General features: G+C 66.5%; 13 protein-coding genes and 1 other RNA gene. 2 read left to right on the top strand and 12 right to left on the bottom strand.

The window, feature by feature from the left end; all coding sequences use genetic code 11:
- Positions 1-9: 9 nt before the first annotated feature.
- The 10 genes from fliJ to purL form a co-directional block, all read right to left on the bottom strand.
- On the bottom strand, positions 10-456 hold the full coding sequence (gene fliJ, locus G315_RS0101095) for a flagellar export protein FliJ (protein WP_018145755.1): 447 nt from the start codon (positions 454-456) through the stop codon (positions 10-12).
- Entirely contained in the window at positions 453-1832 is a 1380-nt protein-coding gene (locus G315_RS0101090) for a FliI/YscN family ATPase (protein WP_018145756.1), read from the bottom strand. Before G315_RS0101090 ends, fliJ begins: the two co-directional genes overlap by 4 nt.
- Positions 1829-2551 (bottom strand): FliH/SctL family protein, encoded by a 723-nt coding sequence (locus tag G315_RS0101085; protein ID WP_018145757.1) that lies wholly within the window; start codon positions 2549-2551, stop codon positions 1829-1831. Before G315_RS0101085 ends, G315_RS0101090 begins: the two co-directional genes overlap by 4 nt.
- Entirely contained in the window at positions 2548-3558 is a 1011-nt protein-coding gene (gene fliG, locus G315_RS0101080; RefSeq protein ID WP_018145758.1) for a flagellar motor switch protein FliG, read from the bottom strand. The genes G315_RS0101085 and fliG overlap by 4 nt, the downstream gene beginning before the upstream one ends.
- The gene (gene fliF / locus G315_RS0101075; protein ID WP_018145759.1) at positions 3548-5227 is read right to left on the bottom strand and encodes a flagellar basal-body MS-ring/collar protein FliF; all 1680 of its coding nucleotides are present in this window, start codon (positions 5225-5227) and stop codon (positions 3548-3550) included. The genes fliG and fliF overlap by 11 nt, the downstream gene beginning before the upstream one ends.
- Positions 5228-5259: 32 nt before the next feature.
- Positions 5260-5598, bottom strand: a complete 339-nt coding sequence (gene fliE, locus G315_RS0101070) for a flagellar hook-basal body complex protein FliE (protein ID WP_018145760.1) — start codon at positions 5596-5598, stop codon at positions 5260-5262.
- A 113-nt stretch (positions 5599-5711) separates the two neighbouring features.
- Positions 5712-7070 (bottom strand): sigma-54-dependent Fis family transcriptional regulator, encoded by a 1359-nt coding sequence (locus tag G315_RS0101065; RefSeq protein WP_018145761.1) that lies wholly within the window; start codon positions 7068-7070, stop codon positions 5712-5714.
- A 211-nt stretch (positions 7071-7281) separates the two neighbouring features.
- Positions 7282-8661, bottom strand: a complete 1380-nt coding sequence (locus tag G315_RS0101060; RefSeq protein WP_026182109.1) for a sigma-54-dependent Fis family transcriptional regulator — start codon at positions 8659-8661, stop codon at positions 7282-7284.
- Between the two features lie 89 nt (positions 8662-8750).
- Positions 8751-9287: a PilZ domain-containing protein gene (locus G315_RS0101055; RefSeq protein ID WP_018145763.1), complete on the bottom strand. Its 537-nt coding sequence runs from the start codon at positions 9285-9287 to the stop codon at positions 8751-8753.
- A 60-nt stretch (positions 9288-9347) separates the two neighbouring features.
- Positions 9348-13223 (bottom strand): phosphoribosylformylglycinamidine synthase, encoded by a 3876-nt coding sequence (purL, locus tag G315_RS0101050; protein WP_018145764.1) that lies wholly within the window; start codon positions 13221-13223, stop codon positions 9348-9350.
- Positions 13224-13356: 133 nt separating this feature from the next.
- Here purL and ssrA point away from each other — a divergent pair.
- Positions 13357-13717, top strand: a transfer-messenger RNA (tmRNA) gene (ssrA, locus tag G315_RS13915).
- A gap of 60 nt (positions 13718-13777) precedes the next feature.
- The gene (locus G315_RS0101045; RefSeq protein ID WP_018145765.1) at positions 13778-14197 is read left to right on the top strand and encodes a secondary thiamine-phosphate synthase enzyme YjbQ; all 420 of its coding nucleotides are present in this window, start codon (positions 13778-13780) and stop codon (positions 14195-14197) included.
- 113 nt (positions 14198-14310) lie between these two features.
- On the opposite strand, the gene mgtE is transcribed toward G315_RS0101045, so the two are convergent.
- Together mgtE and rlmM are read right to left on the bottom strand one after the other, a co-directional pair.
- The gene (gene mgtE / locus G315_RS0101040; RefSeq protein ID WP_026182110.1) at positions 14311-15720 is read right to left on the bottom strand and encodes a magnesium transporter; all 1410 of its coding nucleotides are present in this window, start codon (positions 15718-15720) and stop codon (positions 14311-14313) included.
- A 225-nt stretch (positions 15721-15945) separates the two neighbouring features.
- Complete coding sequence (gene rlmM / locus G315_RS0101035; protein ID WP_018145767.1) at positions 15946-17022, bottom strand: 23S rRNA (cytidine(2498)-2'-O)-methyltransferase RlmM; 1077 nt, start codon at positions 17020-17022, stop codon at positions 15946-15948.
- Positions 17023-17118: the final 96 nt, after the last annotated feature.

Genomic DNA, 17118 nt, shown 5'->3' with positions numbered 1-17118 from the left:
ACGGTCCATTCAAGAACCTTGCCAACGCGACGCTTCCTCGCGCGCATGAGCCTGCCGCGTGGCCCACATATCCTGTTCGGTCTGCTGGCGCCGGGCGCCGTGTTGCGCCGTCTCGGCCTTCCGGCGTTGCAGCAGCTTTTCCAGCGACAGGCTGTTGCGGTGGCGCTCCAGCCACTCCTGGCGCGCGGTCTCCACCTGCGACTCCGCCGCCTGAATGCGCAGGTCCTGTTGCTCCAGCGCCGAGCGCAACTGGTCGCGCATGCCCGCCAACCACTTGAGGGCGTTGGCGTCATCCGGCAGGGTCGCCTGCAGATACTCACGCTGATAGGTTTCCAGGCGCTCGCGCTGACCGGCAATGCCATCCAGTTGCTGCAGACGTTCACCCAGCTGGCGGGTGGCCTCGGTCTCCTCGATCCGGCGCAGGCGCAACAGTCGTTCCAGGCGCTTCGGGTTCATGCCGCCCCGCCAACCAGCGCCAGCAGGTCATCCCGCGCACGGTCAAAGCCGACGGCCTCTTCGCGGCCCTGCGCCAGATACGCCTCCAGGCGCTCGTGCATCGCCACTGCCTCGTCCAAGTGCGGGTCGGCCCCCTTGCGATAGGCCCCGACCGCGATCAGATCGCGATTCTGCATATAGGTGGCGGAGAGGCCGCGGAAGCGTCGCGCCGCCCGCTCGTGTTCCGGCGAGATCAGCGAGGACATTACGCGCGAGACCGATGCACCGACATCGATCGCCGGGTAACGCCCGGTCTCTGCCACCTCGCGCGACAGCACGACATGGCCGTCCAGGATCGCGCGCGCGGCGTCCACAATCGGGTCGTTCTGGTCATCGCCCTCGGCCAGCACGGTGTAGAAGGCGGTAATCGAGCCGCCCCCTACGTCGCCGTTGCCGGCACGCTCCACCAGTTGCGGCAGGCGCGCAAATACCGATGCCGCATAGCCCTTGGAGGCCGGCGGCTCGCCGATCGCCATCGCGATCTCGCGGGCGCCCTGGGCAAAGCGGGTCAGGGAATCCATCAGCAACAGCACGTGCAGGCCCTGGTCGCGGAAATGCTCCGCCACCGCAGTGGCCACCCAGGCCCCGTGCTGGCGCAGCAGCGGCGACTGGTCGGCCGGCACGGCGACCACCACCGTGCGCGTGCGCGATTCCTCGTCGAGAATCTCGTGGATGAACTCGTTCACTTCCCGACCGCGCTCGCCGATCAGCCCGACCACGATCACGTCCGCCGTCGTGTTGCGCGTCATCATCCCCAGCAGCACACTCTTGCCGACCCCGGATCCGGCGAACAGACCGAGGCGCTGACCACGACCCACCGACAGCAGACCATTGATTGCCCGGATCCCCACATCTAGCGGCTCGCGTACCGGTGCGCGTTGCAGCGGGTTGATCGGCCGCCCGGCCAACAGCCCAAAATCATGGGTGCGGATTGGGCCTTTTCCGTCCAGCGGCTGCCCGTTGGCATCGATCACGCGGCCCAGCAGCCCCTCCCCGACCGGAATCTGACGCTGGTTGTCCAGCGGCTCGATGCGCGCGCCGGGCGTCAGGCCCGCCGCGATTTCCTCGGGCATCAGGAACGTGCGTTCATTCTGGAAACCGACGACCTCGGCCGGCACCGTGTCTCCGTTCTCGCCGTGGATCAGCGCGCGCCCCCCAATGGGCAAGCGCAGGCCTTCCGCCTCCAGCGTCAGACCGGTCAGGCGCGACAGGTGACCCTCCGACTGCGGCGGATTGACCCGCTCGACCCGCCCGCGCGACTGCTGTAGACGATCCAGCAAGCCACTACTCAGCCGTTCCCGGCCCTTGCGGCGGACCTCGTCGATCGGGGTACTCATGAATCCTCCGGGGCCGCGCTGTCCACGGAATTGGCGGACTGGTGATCTTCCTCGTCGGGTGCGCCGTCCATCTCCGGATACTCGCCATCCCAGAGGGCTTCCACCGCGTGCTGCAGACGCCGCTCGAGGCTTGCGTCGACACTTGCCGCGCCCGATTCGAGGCGACAGCCGCCGCGCGCCAGGCCCGCGTCCGGGACCCAGGTGATGCGCGCATCCGCCCGCTCACCATAGGCCTCCACCAGCGCCTGGTCCTCCGGGTTCAAGTGCACCCGAACCTCCTGGTTGCGTCCGGGAAGCTGGGCCAATGCCCCTTCCAGGACGGTCCGGATGTGCTCCGGTCGCGTCTCCAGTTCGCTCTGGACGACCTTGCGTGCAAGCGCCGTCACCAGCGCCAGCAACTCCGGCTCCAGGGCATCGGCGGCATCCGCCAGGGGATCAGCAAGGCCGCCGGCCACGGATTCCAGCATGGCGACCGTCTCGCGCAGTTTCTTGTCCTCGCGCGCCCGGGTGGCCTTCTCGGCCTCTTTCTTGCCAAGCTCATGCCCCTCGGCATAACCGCCCTCGAACCCGTTCTTGCGGGCTTCGTCCTCGATCGCCTCGATCTCGGCGGCCGTCGGCAGGCGACGCGGGGGATGGACCCCATTGTCACCAATCTCCGGCGGCTCCCAAAGCGATGCCGCCGCGTCGGTGTAAAGCCTGGCCGCCGGGCCATCGGTCACAACATCGCCTCGCTACCACCGCCACCCAGCACGATATCGCCGTTCTCCGCGAGCCGGCGGGCCACGGACAGGATCTCTTTCTGCGCGCCCTCGACCTCGCTGACCCGGACCGGGCCCTTGGCCTCGAGGTCCTCGCGCAGCATCTCGGCCGCGCGCTTGGACATGTTGCGGAAGATCTTGTCCTTCATGTCGTCGTCGGCACCCTTCATGGCGAGCACCAGCGATTCCGTCTGAATCTCGCGCATCAGCGTCTGGATACCGCGGTCGTCGATCTCCACCAGGTTCTCGAACACGAACATCTCTTCCTCGATGCGCGAACCCAGATCGGAATCGGACTCCTTGATCGTATCCATGATCTCCGCCTCCCGTGAGCCTTCCATCAAGTTCATGATGTTGGCCGCCGAACGCACGCCACCCAGCATCGACGTCTTGCTCGCGGCATTGCCGGAAAGCTGACGGTCGAGGATCTCGTCCAGCTCCTGCAGGGCCTGGGGCTGGACTCCATCCATGGTCGCAATGCGCATCACGATGTCGGACTGCACCCGCGCGGGCAGGTACTGCAGGGTATCCGACGCCTGGTCGGAGTCGAGGTGGGAAAGCACAATCGCCACGATCTGCGGGTGCTCGTTGCGCAGCATGTCGGCAATCGCCCGTGGATCCAGCCACTTGAGGGCCTCGATTCCCTTGGAATTGCGCCCCAGCAGGATGCGGTCGATCAGGCCCGAGGCCTTGTCGCCCAGCGCGCTCTCCATGACGCTGCGCACGTACTCGTCAGCACCCACGCCCAGCGCCGTCTGTTCCTGCACGTGGGTGGAGAATTCATGCAGCGCGGCATTCACGTCACTGCGCGAAATGCGGTCCATGGACGCCATCGCGGTGCCAATCTTCTGCACCTCCTTGGGCCCCATGTGGCGCATGACCTCGGCGGCCGCGTCCTCGCCGAGGCTCATCATGAACACGGCGGCGCGCTCGGCACCTTCCTGTTTGGCGTTCTTGTCAGCGGCCATCGTCACCCAACCACGTCTTCATCACCTGTGCCACGCGCTTGGGGTCCTCGCGGACCATCTCGCGCACCGCCTCCAGATCCATCTCCTGCTGGTCCGGACCCTTGGGGCCGGTCAGCGCAGCCACGGCCGAACCCTCGCCCTGACCCATCCCCATGCCCATGCCCATCTCGCTGCCCGCTGACTCGTCGGTCAGCGCTTCGCGATCTTCCTCGCGCCGCGGCGGCGGCGCCGGCCGCTTCATCAGATGTTTCATCGCCGGACGCACCACCGTCAACAGGATAATCAGAGCCAGCAGCAATGCCGCCACGATCTTGACCACCCCGAGGAACCAGGGTTGTTCCCAGAACGCGATTTCGTCCGCCGCCACCGCCTCGATGGGCGCCTCGAACGGGGCAGTCACTACATTGATCGTATCCCCCCGTTCGGCATTGAATCCAACCGCCTCGCGCACCAGCGCTTCGATGCGTTGCAGTTCCTCCGCATCCCTCGCCACCTGCACGGTCTCGCCGTCCTCGTTGACCTCCTGGCGGAAGTCCACCACCACCGCCGTGGACACGCGTTGCACGCCCCCCGGCATCTCGCGGATATGGTTTATGCGGCGATCCACCTCGTAGTTGCGGGTGATATTGGTGCTGCGGCTGCCCGGGAGCGCCGCGGGCGGGCCCTCACCCTCCTCGCCTTCCTCGCCGACAACCCCACCGGCGGGCGGCTGGTTGGTCAGCGCCCCGGGGACACCCCCGATACCGCCCTCGGGTCCCGTGCGCTCGTCCTCGCGGGTCTGCTCGGACCGCAGGGCAATCGTCTCGGGATCGTACAGTTCCTCGGTGCGCTCGACGCTCGAGAAGTCGATGTCCGCGTTCACCTGCACCCGTACCTTGTCGCGCCCGACGATCGGAATCAGCAGGTCACGGATACGGTCGGTATAGCGGGTCTCCACGTCGCGGGTGAAACTCAGGCGGTCGCCACTACCACCCATGCCCGTCTCGCCGCCATCCTGGGTCAGGAGCGTCCCGCTTTGGTCCACCACGGTGACCCGATCAGGATCCAGATCAGAGGTGCTGGACGCGACCAGATGCACGATCGCACCGACCTGCGACTCGCTCAGGGACCGCCCACCGCGCAGGTGCACGACCACCGACGCGCTGGCCGGGCGCCGATCACGCACGAACACCGACTGCTCACCCTCGGCAATATGCACACGCGCCCGGTCCACCGCATTCAGCGATGCCACGGTACGCGCCAGTTCGCCCTCCATCGCCCGATGGTGGCGCGCCCCCTCGATCATCCGGCTCGTACCCAGGCCGGTATCCTCCTGCAGCAGCTCGAAGCCCATGTCGCCCGAACGTGGCAGGCCTTCGCCGGCCAGCTGCAGCCGCGCACCCGCCACCTCGCCCTGGGGCACCTTCACCTGCCCCGTCGTGGAATCGACCTGATACTGGATACCGGCCTGCGAAAGGACTTGCACGACCTCCGCCGCATCCTCCGCATCCATGCGCGGAAACAACGGTACGTAGGTCGGGCGCAGCGCCCAGTACAGCAGCGCCACGATCACCACAATGGCACCCGCCAGCATGCCGATCAGGGCCAGCTGGCGGCCCGCAGGCATCCCGTTAAACTCCTTGATCCCGCCGGTCACCACCGCGGGCAGGGATTGTGCATCTTCGGCCATCGTCCGTTCTCTCCCTCAGCCCGATCGGCCGATCAGACCTGCATCCGCATGATTTCCTGATATGCCGTCAGCAGACGGTTGCGCACCTGGTTGGTCGCCTCGAAGGCGATGCTCGACTTGCTCATCGCGGTCATCACCTGCGGCAGGCTCACGTTGTCGTCGCCCAGCTCGAAGCGCGTCTGCAGATCGGTCGCCTGCTGCTGCACCTGATTGACACCCCGTAGCGACTCCGTCAGCACGTTCTGGAAGTCCGTGCCGCCGACGCGCTGGGGTTCGCGCGTCTGCTGGGCCGCATTCGTGTTTTCCACGCCGTTGGCTTGCGTCAGTTGACGCATCTGCTGCAGGACGTTCTGGATCTGCATCTCGCTCATGCTCACTACCCCCGGGGCGTCTTGTTACGCCGGCCGACCGACCACGACGGGCCCGTCGTATTTTCGTGTTCGACAGAAACTCTCAAGCAATCCATATGCCAGGCGACTGCACATTAGCCCGACGCGGGCACCGCAAAGCCGTGCTCGCGCAGACGCGCAATCTTGTAACGCAATGTTCTGGGGCTGATTCCCAGCCGGTCGGCGGCCTCCTTGCGCCGCCCGCCGGACTCGCGCAGGACGTTCATGATCACCCGGCTCTCCTGCGTCTGCAGGGTCTGCTCCAGCATCGGTGTCGGGTTCTCGTCATCCGGCTTCGATTGCGCCCCGGTGGTCACCTCGCCGGCCCCGGTACTCCAGGGATTCACCATGTCCGCATCCAGCCAAACCGACTCTGCACTCACCTGCGGATCCGCGTTGTCATGCAATGTGACCGCGCGTTCCATCACGTTCGCCAGTTCGCGCACGTTGCCCGGCCAGTCGTGTTCGCGCAGCCGTCGTTGTGCGCCGTCATCCAGGGTCTGGAGCTGGCCGCCACTCAGGCGTCGGAGCAAGGCCTCGCCCAAGGGCACAATATCTTCTGCACGCTCGCGCAGTGGCGGGATGCACAGGGGAAAGACGTTCAGTCGGTAGTACAGGTCTTCGCGCAAATGCCCTTCGGCCACGGCCGCGCGCAAATCCCGATTGGAGGTCGCGATCACGCGCACGTCCACGCGCTGCGGCCGCCGCCCGCCCAGCGGCTCGACCTCGCGCTCCTGCAGCGCACGCAGCAGCTTTGCCTGCAAATGCACCGGGATCTCCGTCACTTCGTCCAGCAGCAATGTGCCGCCGTCGGCCCGCACAAACTTGCCCGGTCGCGCCTCGACCGCGCCGGTAAAGGCGCCCTTGGCATGCCCGAAGAGCATCGCCTCGAGCATCGCCTCGGGCAGTGCGGCGCAGTTGATCGCTTCGAATGGTCCCCGTCGCCGCGGCGAGCGCGCGTGCAGCTGCCGCGCCAGGACCTCCTTGCCCACCCCCGACTCACCGGTAACGAAGACGGTTGCCGTGCTGCCGGCAATGCGCGTCACGAAGCGATCGATGCCGCGCATCACGGGACTGCGTGTCACCAATGCAGGGACCTCGAGCGACGGCTCCGGCCGCACTCGCGGACGCAGCCACCCGGCCAGCTCGTCCGCCATCCGCGGGAGCGCGAAGTGCGCCTCCAGCCCGTGTCGCATCGCAGCCAGTTCCTGATCCTGGCTTGCGTCGCGGCTGACTGCCGCCAGTGCTGCCGTGGCTTGGCTCAGGGCATCCCGGGACACGTCCGCAGGATGCGCCAGCAGGATGACCACCGGGGCGGACACCTCCAGGGATTGCACCAGCGCGTCGGCAGTACACGTCTGCAGACGCACCCGCGGGATCGTGGCCAGCACCTGGACCACGGCCTCTCGCAGTTCGGGTTCGGCATCCACCAGCAGGATCGTGGCTCGCGACATGAAGGTCTTCCCGTATCGATTCGGGAAAGATCTAGCAAACATCGCGCCACCAAGGCAGGCGATTGGTTTATAGAGGGTTTTTCTGGATCGGCCCGGGATCCGTCAAGCCTATGACGCGGGGGTTGCCCATCTCGGATCCATCGAGTGACGGGATTCCGTCCACTTGAGCACACCGATTTCCGGGCGCGTTCACGCCCGCATTCGCGTCTTCTCAGGCCTTGCCCAGGCCGAACTTGCGCATGCGCTCAACCAGGGTGGTCCGCCGCATGCCCAGACGCCGCGCGGCGCGCGCCACCACGTGCCCGGTCTCGTCCAGGGCACGGGTGATCATGTCGCGCTCGAGGTCGTTGAGGAAGCTGCGCAGATCGACGCCCTCCGGTGGCAGACCACCGGCCAGCAGGTTGGCGCCCGCAGCGGAACCGCCTTCGAAACCATTCGGCGTAGTCGGCGGCAGGGTCAGATCCTCGATTCCATCCGGACGCACCCGCGGTGGCAGCTGCGCCAGGTCCACCGGTAGATCCGGATAGATGATCGCAAGCTGCTCCAGGAGGTTCGCCAGCTCGCGGATATTCCCCGGCCACGCTAGTTGCCCCAGGTGGGCAACCACCATAGGGGTCAGGTGGGCGGGGGCCATGCCCTGGTCGCGCAGCCGGTCTTCCAGAGCGGCGATCAGCAGCGGCATATCGCTGGTGCGTTCGCGCAGGGGTGGCAGCTCGATCGGGAATACACTCAAGCGGAAGAAAAGATCCTGCCGGAAGCTGCCATCCGCCACCGCATCATCCAGATTCCGGTGGGTGGCCGCGATGATTCGCGCGCGGGCCGGGATCGATTTGTTGGAACCGACCCGCTCGAACACCCGCTCCTGCAGTACGCGTAGCAGTTTCACCTGCATCGGCAAGGGCATGTCGCCGATCTCGTCGAGAAACAGCGTGCCATCCTCGGCCAGTTCAAACCGGCCGGCGCGCGCGGTGAAGGCGCCCGTAAACGCGCCCTTCTCGTGGCCGAACAGCTCGCTTTCCAGCAGATCCGCGGGGATGGCGCCACAGTTGACTGCCACGAACGGCTTGTCCGCGCGGTCGGAGGCGTTGTGGATCGCGCGGGCCACGACCTCCTTGCCGGATCCGGTCTCGCCCAGGATCAGCGCCGTGGCATCGGTCCGCGCCACTTGCCCGACCAGGCGCTTGACCGCCTGCATGGTCGGATGCGACCCGACCAGCCCGGGGATATCGTCGTACCCCGGCTCGCGACCGAAGCGCAGCCACTGAAGGACCTGAGAAACCCGGCCAATCGAGAGCGGATGCTCGACGATGCAATCCACCCCGTTGGCCTGCACCTGGCCACCGTCAGTCGGTTGCACGACAACCGGTGCCAGATTCCCGCGCGGCTCCTGCAGGCGCGCGGAGAGTTCGGCGGCAGGTCCGCAAAGCCACACGGCTGCGGCGGGCGTGCCGTCCATCAGATCAGTCGGGTTGGAGTGGGTCTCGGCCTCGCAACCAAGGCAGTTCAGGATCGCCCGTGTTGCGTCCGCGGCTCCCGCATCGCCGCTGAGTGCAATGCGCATGGCCTGTTGTTGTTCCCCCGGATCCCGCATCTGTGCCCCGATTGCCGCGATCGGATGCGCCCACCCGAGAAAAGTCCGGGCCGACATCCAATGGTGTGATCGAGTTCGCAGTATCGAGCTTATTTGTGATTGCCGTCAACTTTCTGGCGTTTCCCGGCGACCTCGCGGCGATGCAACCGAAAGATCCAGCGACCGATCGCCTCTTCCAGGGGACCTTCAATCCCTGTCCAGCGAGTCATCTGCAGGCCTCCACGGGTTGTCGGAGTCTCGACACCCAGAACGCACGGCTGGGGCAACAGGCGACTGAGATAGACCTCCACGCGGTCACAATCCTCCGGCAGCGTGCCCGCTGGCAGCACAATCCCGTGGCCACTGAGCGTCGCCTCCACCGGATCCGGGCGCTCGGGGTGGAGTGACTCCGCGACCAGATGCAACAACAGATCCAGCTTGTGTTCCAGACGCTGCACCTCGGGCGAGGACTCGTCCTCGTGCGGCATCGCTCCGCGCGGGTGCGCGTCGTCGAACAGGTCCAGGCTCTCGATCAGGCGCTGCGCCAGCACAGGATCGGTGGCGGACCGGACCGACGGACCAATCATCAGCGCGGTCGTCACACGCAGGTCATCTCCGAGAAACTCGTCCTGACTGGCGTCATCCATGTGCGCTCCCGCCTCCCTCGTCGCCGGAACAAATGTTTCCGTTATAGACCATGGCGGGCTTCAGCCGACGAACACCCGGGCATTGCGGAACAGCCGCAACCACGGGCCCTCCTCGCCCCAGTCCGCCGGGTGCCAGCTGTGCTGCACGCTGCGGAACACGCGTTCCGGATGCGGCATCATGATCAGCGCGCGCCCATCCTCACTCGCGAAGCCGGTGGCCCCGCCGGCAGAGCCATTCGGATTGGCCGGATAAACCGTCGCCGGGGTGTCATCGGCCTCCACGTAGCGCAGGGTGGCCTGATCATGGACCGGCACACCATTAGCGTAACGGGTGCGTCCCTCGCCATGCGAGACCACGACCGGCAGCACCGAGCCGGCCATTCCGTCGAGCAGCACGGCCGGGCCCGGCTCGATGCGCACCTGCGACAGGCGCGCCTCGAACTGCTCGGAACGGTTGCGCACAAAGCGTGGCCAGTGATCGGCTCCCGGGATCAGCGGGGCGAGATGCGAAAGCATCTGACAGCCGTTGCAGACCCCCAGCGTGAAGGTCTCGGGACGCTCGAAGAATCCCTGGAAGGCATCCCGCAGAGCCGGATGATTCAGGATCGTCTGCGCCCAGCCGCCGCCGGCACCCAGAACGTCGCCGTAGGAAAACCCGCCGCAGACGGCCATCCCCTGCATCGAGCCCAGATCCTGGCGCCCATCCAGCAGGTCAGTCATGTGCACGTCCACCGGGGCAAACCCGGCGCGCTCGAACGCCGCCGCCATCTCCAGCTGCCCGTTGACCCCCTGCTCGCGCAGGATCGCAATGCGCGGACGTTCGCCGCGCGCGATCATCGGGGCGGCCACATCCTCGGCCGGATCGAAATTCACCCGTGGCTGCAGACCGCCATCGGCATCCACCCGCGCGAGCTCCTCGTCGGCACACTCCGGATCATCGCGCAGCCGCTGCATCCGCGCCGAGGTCTCCTGCCACTGACGCTGCAGACCGGCACGGTCACCGGTGTACAGATCCCGCCCGTCCTGGCGGATGGCGATCTGTTCGTCCTCGCGCAGGCGCGCCACCGGGTGCAGGTGCGCCTCCAGCCCCGCCTCCGCGAAGGCGTCGCGCAGCGCGGACTCGGCACCCGCAGCCATCTGGACCACCGCACCCAGTTCCTCGTTGAACAGCCAGGCCGCTACCGGCTGTCCGCCAGGGATCTCCACATCGAGCCCACAGCGCCCGGCAAAGGCCATCTCCAGCAATGTGGTGACCAGTCCGCCGTCGGAGCGGTCATGGTAGGCGCGCAACAGGCCGTTGCGGCGCAGGGTGCCGATGGCGTCGAAGAAGGCGCGCAGACGGGCGGCATCCACCAGGTCCGGGGCGGTCTCGCCGATATGTCCGTAGCCCTGGGCCAGCGCCGAGCCCCCCATGCGCGCGCGACCCTCGCCCAGATCGATCAGCCACAGTCGATCGTCCGCAGCCGGATCCGGCTGCGGCGTCAGGGTCCGGCGCGCATCCGCGACCCGGGCAAAGCCCGAGACGATCAGCGATACCGGTGCGTGCATGTGCCGCGCCTGCCCGTCCTCGGTCTCCCATACCGTGCGCATGGACAGCGAGTCCTTGCCCACCGGGATCGATATCCCCAGCGCCGGACACAGGTCCTCGGCAATGGCGCGCACGGTGTCGAACAGGTTGGCGTCCTCGCCCGGTACCCCGGCGGCGGCCATCCAGTTGGCCGAAAGGCGAATCGCATCCGTACCGTCGATATCGGCCCCGGCCAGGTTGGTCACCACCTCGCCGATGGCCATGCGCCCGGAGGCCGGCGCCGACAGGATCGCCAGCGGCGTGCGCTCGCCCATCGCCATCGCCTCGCCGGTATAACCATCGAAATCCGTCAGCGTGACGGCGCAGTCCGCCACCGGCACCTGCCAGGGACCGACCATCTGGTCGCGCGCGACCAGCCCTCCCACGCTGCGATCCCCGATCGTGATCAGGAAGTGCTTGGCCGCGACCGAAGGCATGTGCAGCACGCGCTCCAGTGCCTCCGCCAACGGACAGGCCTCGGGATCGAAGTCCGTCACCGGCGGCGCCCGGCGGCGGTCCTCGCGGGTCATCAACGGCATCTTGCCCAGCAACATGCCCATGGGCATATCCACCGGCGGCTCGTGGAACAGGTCGTCCTCGACCTTCAGGTGCCCCTCGTCCGTGGCCTCGCCCACCACCGCGAACGGGGCGCGCTCACGCGCCGCCAGGGTACGGAAGGTCTCCAGATGTTCGCGGGCAATCGCCAGCACGTAGCGTTCCTGTGCCTCGTTGCACCACAGCTCCATCGGCGACAGACCCGGCTCGGCCGTCGGCAGGTCGCGCAACTGGATCACCCCACCGCGCCCGGCGTCGTCCAGGATCTCCGGAATGGCGTTGGACAACCCGCCCGCGCCCACATCGTGGATCGACAGGATGGGGTTGCCGGCCCCCAGGGCCGTGCACCGGTCGATCACTTCCTGGCAGCGCCGCTCCATCTCGGGGTTGCCACGCTGCACCGAGGCGAAGTCCAGCTGCTCCGAACTCGCCCCGCTCGCCATGGACGAGGCCGCCCCGCCGCCCAGACCGATCAGCATCGCCGGGCCACCCAGGACGACGATCGGGGTACCGGCCGGCACATCCTGCTTGTGCACGTGCTCGCCCCGGATCGACCCGACCCCACCGGCCAGCATGATCGGCTTGTGATAGCCGTACAGGGTCTCGCCGCCCGCGGCATCCGGCAGTGCCATCTCCAGGGTACGGAAGTAGCCAGCCAGCGCCGGCCGCCCGAACTCGTTATTAAAGGCAGCCGCGCCGATCGGGCCATCCAGCATGATCTGGCGCGCGCTCTCGATCCGGCCAGGGCGGCCAAAATCCCGCTCCCAGGGCTGTTCGAAGCCGGGAATGCGCAGGTTGGACACGGAGAACCCGGTCAGCCCTGCCTTGGGCTTGGACCCCTGTCCCGTCGCGCCCTCGTCGCGGATCTCGCCACCGGAGCCGGTGGCAGCCCCGGGAAACGGGGAGATCGCGGTCGGATGGTTATGCGTCTCGACCTTCATCAGGATCGCCAGATCCAGCGCCTCGCGACGATACTCGCCGGTAATTGCATCCGGCATCAGGCGCGTCCCTTCATGCCCGGCGATGACCGATGCGTTATCACTATAGGCGGACAGCACGCCCTCGGGATGGCGCGCATGGGTCTGGCGAATCATCCCGAACAGCGTGCGCTCGTCGGCCTCGCCGTCCAGCACCCAGGCGGCATTGAAGATCTTGTGCCGGCAGTGTTCCGAGTTGGCCTGCGCGAACATCATCAGTTCGGCATCGGTCGGCGCGCGCCCCAGCGCGGAGAACCCATCGGCCAGGTAATCGATCTCGTCCGGGGACAGCGCCAGGCCCAGCTCGCCATTCGCGCGCTCCAGCGCCGCGCGGGCATCCTCGCCGAGCTCCACACGCCCCAGCGACCGTGGCGTCTCGTGGTGAAAGAGTTGGGCCGCGGCCGCCGGATCCTCGATCACCGCGTCGGTCATGCGATCATGGAGCAGGTCGGCCAGCGCCTCCAAATCGGCCCTCGCCGCTGCTTCGCCCCCGATCTGCCAGTGGATGCCGCGCTCGATGCGCTCGACCGCGTCCTCCAGCCCGGCATGGTGGGCAATCTCGGTGGCCTTGGACGACCACGGGCTGATCGTGCCAAAGCGCGGGATCACCACCAGTTCGCGTTGCACCGCAAACTCGGGGGCCTCCCAGGCATCGCCCTCGCGCAGCAGGCGCGCCAGCACTGCCTCCTCGTCCGGACTCAGCCGACGGCGAGTCGCCACGAAATAGATGAACCGTGCCGCCAGCGGGCCGGCACCCGGTACGCTTGCCCGCAGCCCTGCCTCCAGAGCCCGCAGCCGAAACGGCGAGACCGCCGCGCCCCCTTCCACAACCCGCATTACGCTTCCTCGAAACCGGACGTACCGAAAGCCGCGCATTGTACCGGAGGCGCCTGCCGCGCGGGACCGGTACGTGACAGCAATTGCGCTGGTTGGGGAACTCCCGATGCGTTACCCTGTCCATGTAGTACTTGGGGGCGACATGGCTTCGACGCGGGTCGCGAAACCTGAGGTGCATGCCGAGGCTGTAGTGGACCTCGTTAAAACCACTGCAAAAAAATAGTTGCCAACGACGACAACTACGCACTCGCCGCTTAAAAACCGGTAGATGCCGTCCGACTGGAGCCGTGCTTATGCGTCCAGTATCGGGCGTCGACTCTCATAAGATCGTGGTGAAGCGCGCCCGGCGTGGACCCATTAAAACTCAACCGGGATCGCCAGCTACATGCCCTGACTGTCGGGTGGTCGCTGGTTAAACTAAAAGACAGAATAAGCATGTAGAGCCGAAGGCGGAGGTCCTGCGGACGCGGGTTCGATTCCCGCCGCCTCCACCAATTTAGATCGACCAATCAAGCGCCTACGGGCGCTTTTTTGTTTGTATTCGAGGAATACGCATGGCCGTCTACCAGGACACCCTGACCCAGCAGACCCGCGGACGCGGCACCCTGAACATTACTCAGGCGGTCGAGCACATTGTGCGCGCCTCCGGCATTACCACCGGCACCTGTCACGTCTTCCAGCATCACACCAGCGCCTCCCTGCTGGTCACCGAGAACGCCGATCCCGACGTCCGCCACGACCTGGAGACCCTGATCGCACGCATGGCCCCGGACGGCGACCCCGCCTACCGCCACGACATGGAAGGCGACGACGACATGGCCGCCCACGCCCGCGCCATGCTCACGCACAACGACCTGACCGTGCCGGTCGGCCAGGGCCGCCTGATCCTCGGCACCTGGCAGGGCCTCTTCCTCTGGGAGCACCGCTACGCCGCCCACACGCGCAAGCTCACGATTACGGTCCAGGGCGAATAGAAGCCGAGTCAGCCCCGCTCGACATGCAACGTAATCATCTCCCTCCGGACCTCATCAACGCGCACCCGGATCGGCGAATGCCGCGAGGCCCGGAAAGGCTTGAAACACGAAACTCAGACCAGAATCAGCAGCGTCGCCAGCCCCAGGAATGACAGGAATCCGACCACGTCGGTGACGGTCGTCAGGATGACCGCTCCGGAAAGTGCGGGGTCCATGCCGAGGCGTTTCAAGGTCAGCGGTATGGTGATCCCGGCCACGTTGGCCACCGTCATGTTGATGATGATCGCCAGCGTGATGATGAAGCTGATCGCCAGGTCCTGGAACCACAAATGGGCCACCAGGCCGACAACCAATGCCCAGATAATCCCGTTGGCCAGGCCGACCCACAGCTCCTTATTCAAGAGCCACCAGCGATTCGTACCGGCGATTTGACCCATGGCCAGGCCACGGATGACCACAGTCAGGGTCTGGCTCCCGGCAATACCCCCCATGCTGGCCACAACGGGCATGAGTACCGCCAGGGCGACGACCTGCGAGAGCACGGCCTCGAACTGGCCAATAACGTAGGCGGCCAGAAAGGCCGTTGCCAGATTGATGCCGAGCCAAATACCCCGACTGCGAATACTGAACCGGATCGGTGCGAACAGCTCGCCTTCTTCCTTGACCCCGGCCATCCCGAGCAGGGTCGCGTCCGCATCCTCGCGCACGATCTCCATGATGTGGCTCATGTTCAGCTGACCCACGAGGACGCCTTCGGCGTCTACCACGGGCGCAAACGGAAGTTCCCGGGCACGCAGGATGGTTGCCGCCTTGCGGATATCCATGGTGTCGAGCAGGCACGTCGGCATGTACATGAAATCGGCAACCGTCCTTTTTTGATGGTTGCGCACGAGGTCGACCAGACGTAGCGAGCCAACGAGGCGGGCATCCTTGTCCGTGACCAGCAATTCCTGCGACTCGCTGTCCAGCGAGTGACTAATGCGTACAAACCGTTGAACGGCCTCGAGTGTTACATCCGGTTTCACATTGGTGGTTTCGGGATCCATGTAACGCCCGACCGCATCGTCATCGTAGCCATGAAGCGTCGTGACATGGTGTCGCACTCCCGCGGCCAGCGTTTCGATCACGGACTCGCGGATCGGATCGTCGATCGTGTCCAGGAGCTCCGCCACCGTTTCCGGTGGAAGATCCTGCGCCAAGGCCGTGACCTCCTCGACCTGCATGTCCGCCATCAAATGCTCGCGGGCATCCACGCCGACTTCGGCCAATACCTCCCCGCGCTGGTCTTGAGGTATGCAGGACCAGATGCGTTCCCGCTCGCGGAATGGAAACGATTCCAGCAACAAGGCGATGGCCTGTTCGTCCAGCCCTTCCAGGAAGTCGCAGACAGCGGCTTGGGAGTCGGATTCGGCGAGCTGCGCCTGCAGGCCAAGCAACAACTCTTCGATCGTGGCGGAACCGTCACTGGCCAGAACTGAAGTCTCCCGTTGCGGATCAGGGGCGTCTTCGGTGGCGGGAGTCATTAGCAGGCCTCTTCAGTCCAGGTGCAGGGGGCCCGACCGCAACCCTCTCCTGCGGTCCTGGCATATGGTACATGGCCACCGCCCGGCCCGACGGGTGACCGCCAGGGTCGGACCACGGTAACCACCTGACTCCACGTCTTTTATGCCCACAAAAACCGCCCAGTGGGACGCTTATCCGTGCAATTTCGGACGCAAAACGGCCGCGTCAGGGCGAGTACATCCAACTCAGCCCCGCTCGACATGCACGGTGATCTCCTCGCGGTCGTGGTAGAGCTGGCGCGCCCGCATCTGGTGGGCGATCCGGGCGTCCAGAAGGCGCTCCTCGATGTGGTCGAGGCAGTCGTATACGGTCTGCCAGCGCTGTTTCATCGGCAGCTTGAGATTGAAGATGGCCTCGCGGCACCAGCCGGCCTCCAGCCAGTCCGCCATGCGTGCGGCCACCCGCGAGGGCTTGTCCACGATGTCGCAGACCAGCCAGGTGACCGATTTCGGTGGCACCCAGGAGAAGGCGTCCTCGCGGTGGTGCTCCACCTGGGTGGTTGCCATCAACGGGGCATCCATCGGCCCGTTATCTACGGCATGCACGTACATGCCGCGCCGCACCAACTGCCAGGTCCAGCCGCCCGGGGCTGCCCCCAGGTCCACGGCCTGCATGCCCTGCGCCAGGCGCGCGTCCCAGGCATCCCGCGGGATGAAGGTGTGCCAGGCCTCCTCCAACTTCAGGGTCGACCGGCTGGGTGCTTCGCGCGGCGAGCGCAGGTGCAGGATCCCGCCCGGCCACTCGCTGCGCTCGCCGGGCCGGCTAAGGCCCAGTTGCACGCAGTCGCCGGAGTGCCAGAACACATGCAGGCGCAGCCCGCCTGCCTGCGCCCGCAGTACCCCGCGTTTGCGCAGGACGGAGGCCAGCGGGCGTTCCACGGCCTTGATCAACCGGCGCAGGCCCTTGCCCTCGTTGGTATCGGGCATCTCGTGCCAGATGGAATCCACCGGGCATCCGGCTGCAAACGCCTGTTCGATGATGGGCGTCAGCCGATCCGCGCGATCCAGGCCCTCGAGTGCGGGCAACGCCGGAAACACCTGCCGCGCAAAGATCAATTCCTCGAACGGTAATGCGCGCGCCAGCGCCTCCACCGTGCAGCCGGCCGGCTCGAAATGGACGTACCCGCTGCCGGGCTGCACCCGCGCAAAACCACCCAGCCCCGCGCGCGCTGCGCGGTCGGTCAGCTCGGCCGTCAGGTCCGCCTCGAAGCCCGCGCGACAATACAGCAGCAGGCCGGAAAAGCCTGATCCGCTCGTTCCCATCCCAGAACCCCTCTCCCACACACAAAAAAGCCGCCGCACACCCCAATGGTGCACGGCGGCTGCGAGACTACCCGGACCGCTTGCGCGGGCCAAGCC

The organism is Thioalkalivibrio sp. AKL7, assembly GCF_000381705.1.
Taxonomy (GTDB): domain Bacteria; phylum Pseudomonadota; class Gammaproteobacteria; order Ectothiorhodospirales; family Ectothiorhodospiraceae; genus Thioalkalivibrio; species Thioalkalivibrio versutus.
This window is presented reverse-complemented; position numbering and strand designations above follow the sequence as displayed.

What these genes read in the sequence shown, in the direction of transcription:
- fliE (WP_018145760.1), bottom strand. Translation starts at nt 5,598, where the DNA reads ATGAGCGAGATGCAGATCCAGAACGTCCTGCAGCAGATGCGTCAACTG.
- fliF (WP_018145759.1), bottom strand. Translation starts at nt 5,227, where the DNA reads ATGGCCGAAGATGCACAATCCCTGCCCGCGGTGGTGACCGGCGGGATC.
- rlmM (WP_018145767.1), bottom strand. Translation starts at nt 17,022, where the DNA reads ATGGGAACGAGCGGATCAGGCTTTTCCGGCCTGCTGCTGTATTGTCGC.
- G315_RS0101090 (WP_018145756.1), bottom strand. Translation starts at nt 1,832, where the DNA reads ATGAGTACCCCGATCGACGAGGTCCGCCGCAAGGGCCGGGAACGGCTG.
- mgtE (WP_026182110.1), bottom strand. Translation starts at nt 15,720, where the DNA reads ATGACTCCCGCCACCGAAGACGCCCCTGATCCGCAACGGGAGACTTCA.
- G315_RS0101045 (WP_018145765.1), top strand. Translation starts at nt 13,778, where the DNA reads ATGGCCGTCTACCAGGACACCCTGACCCAGCAGACCCGCGGACGCGGC.
- G315_RS0101065 (WP_018145761.1), bottom strand. Translation starts at nt 7,070, where the DNA reads ATGTCGCGAGCCACGATCCTGCTGGTGGATGCCGAACCCGAACTGCGA.
- G315_RS0101060 (WP_026182109.1), bottom strand. Translation starts at nt 8,661, where the DNA reads ATGCGGGATCCGGGGGAACAACAACAGGCCATGCGCATTGCACTCAGC.
- purL (WP_018145764.1), bottom strand. Translation starts at nt 13,223, where the DNA reads ATGCGGGTTGTGGAAGGGGGCGCGGCGGTCTCGCCGTTTCGGCTGCGG.
- fliG (WP_018145758.1), bottom strand. Translation starts at nt 3,558, where the DNA reads ATGGCCGCTGACAAGAACGCCAAACAGGAAGGTGCCGAGCGCGCCGCC.
- fliJ (WP_018145755.1), bottom strand. Translation starts at nt 456, where the DNA reads ATGAACCCGAAGCGCCTGGAACGACTGTTGCGCCTGCGCCGGATCGAG.
- G315_RS0101055 (WP_018145763.1), bottom strand. Translation starts at nt 9,287, where the DNA reads ATGGATGACGCCAGTCAGGACGAGTTTCTCGGAGATGACCTGCGTGTG.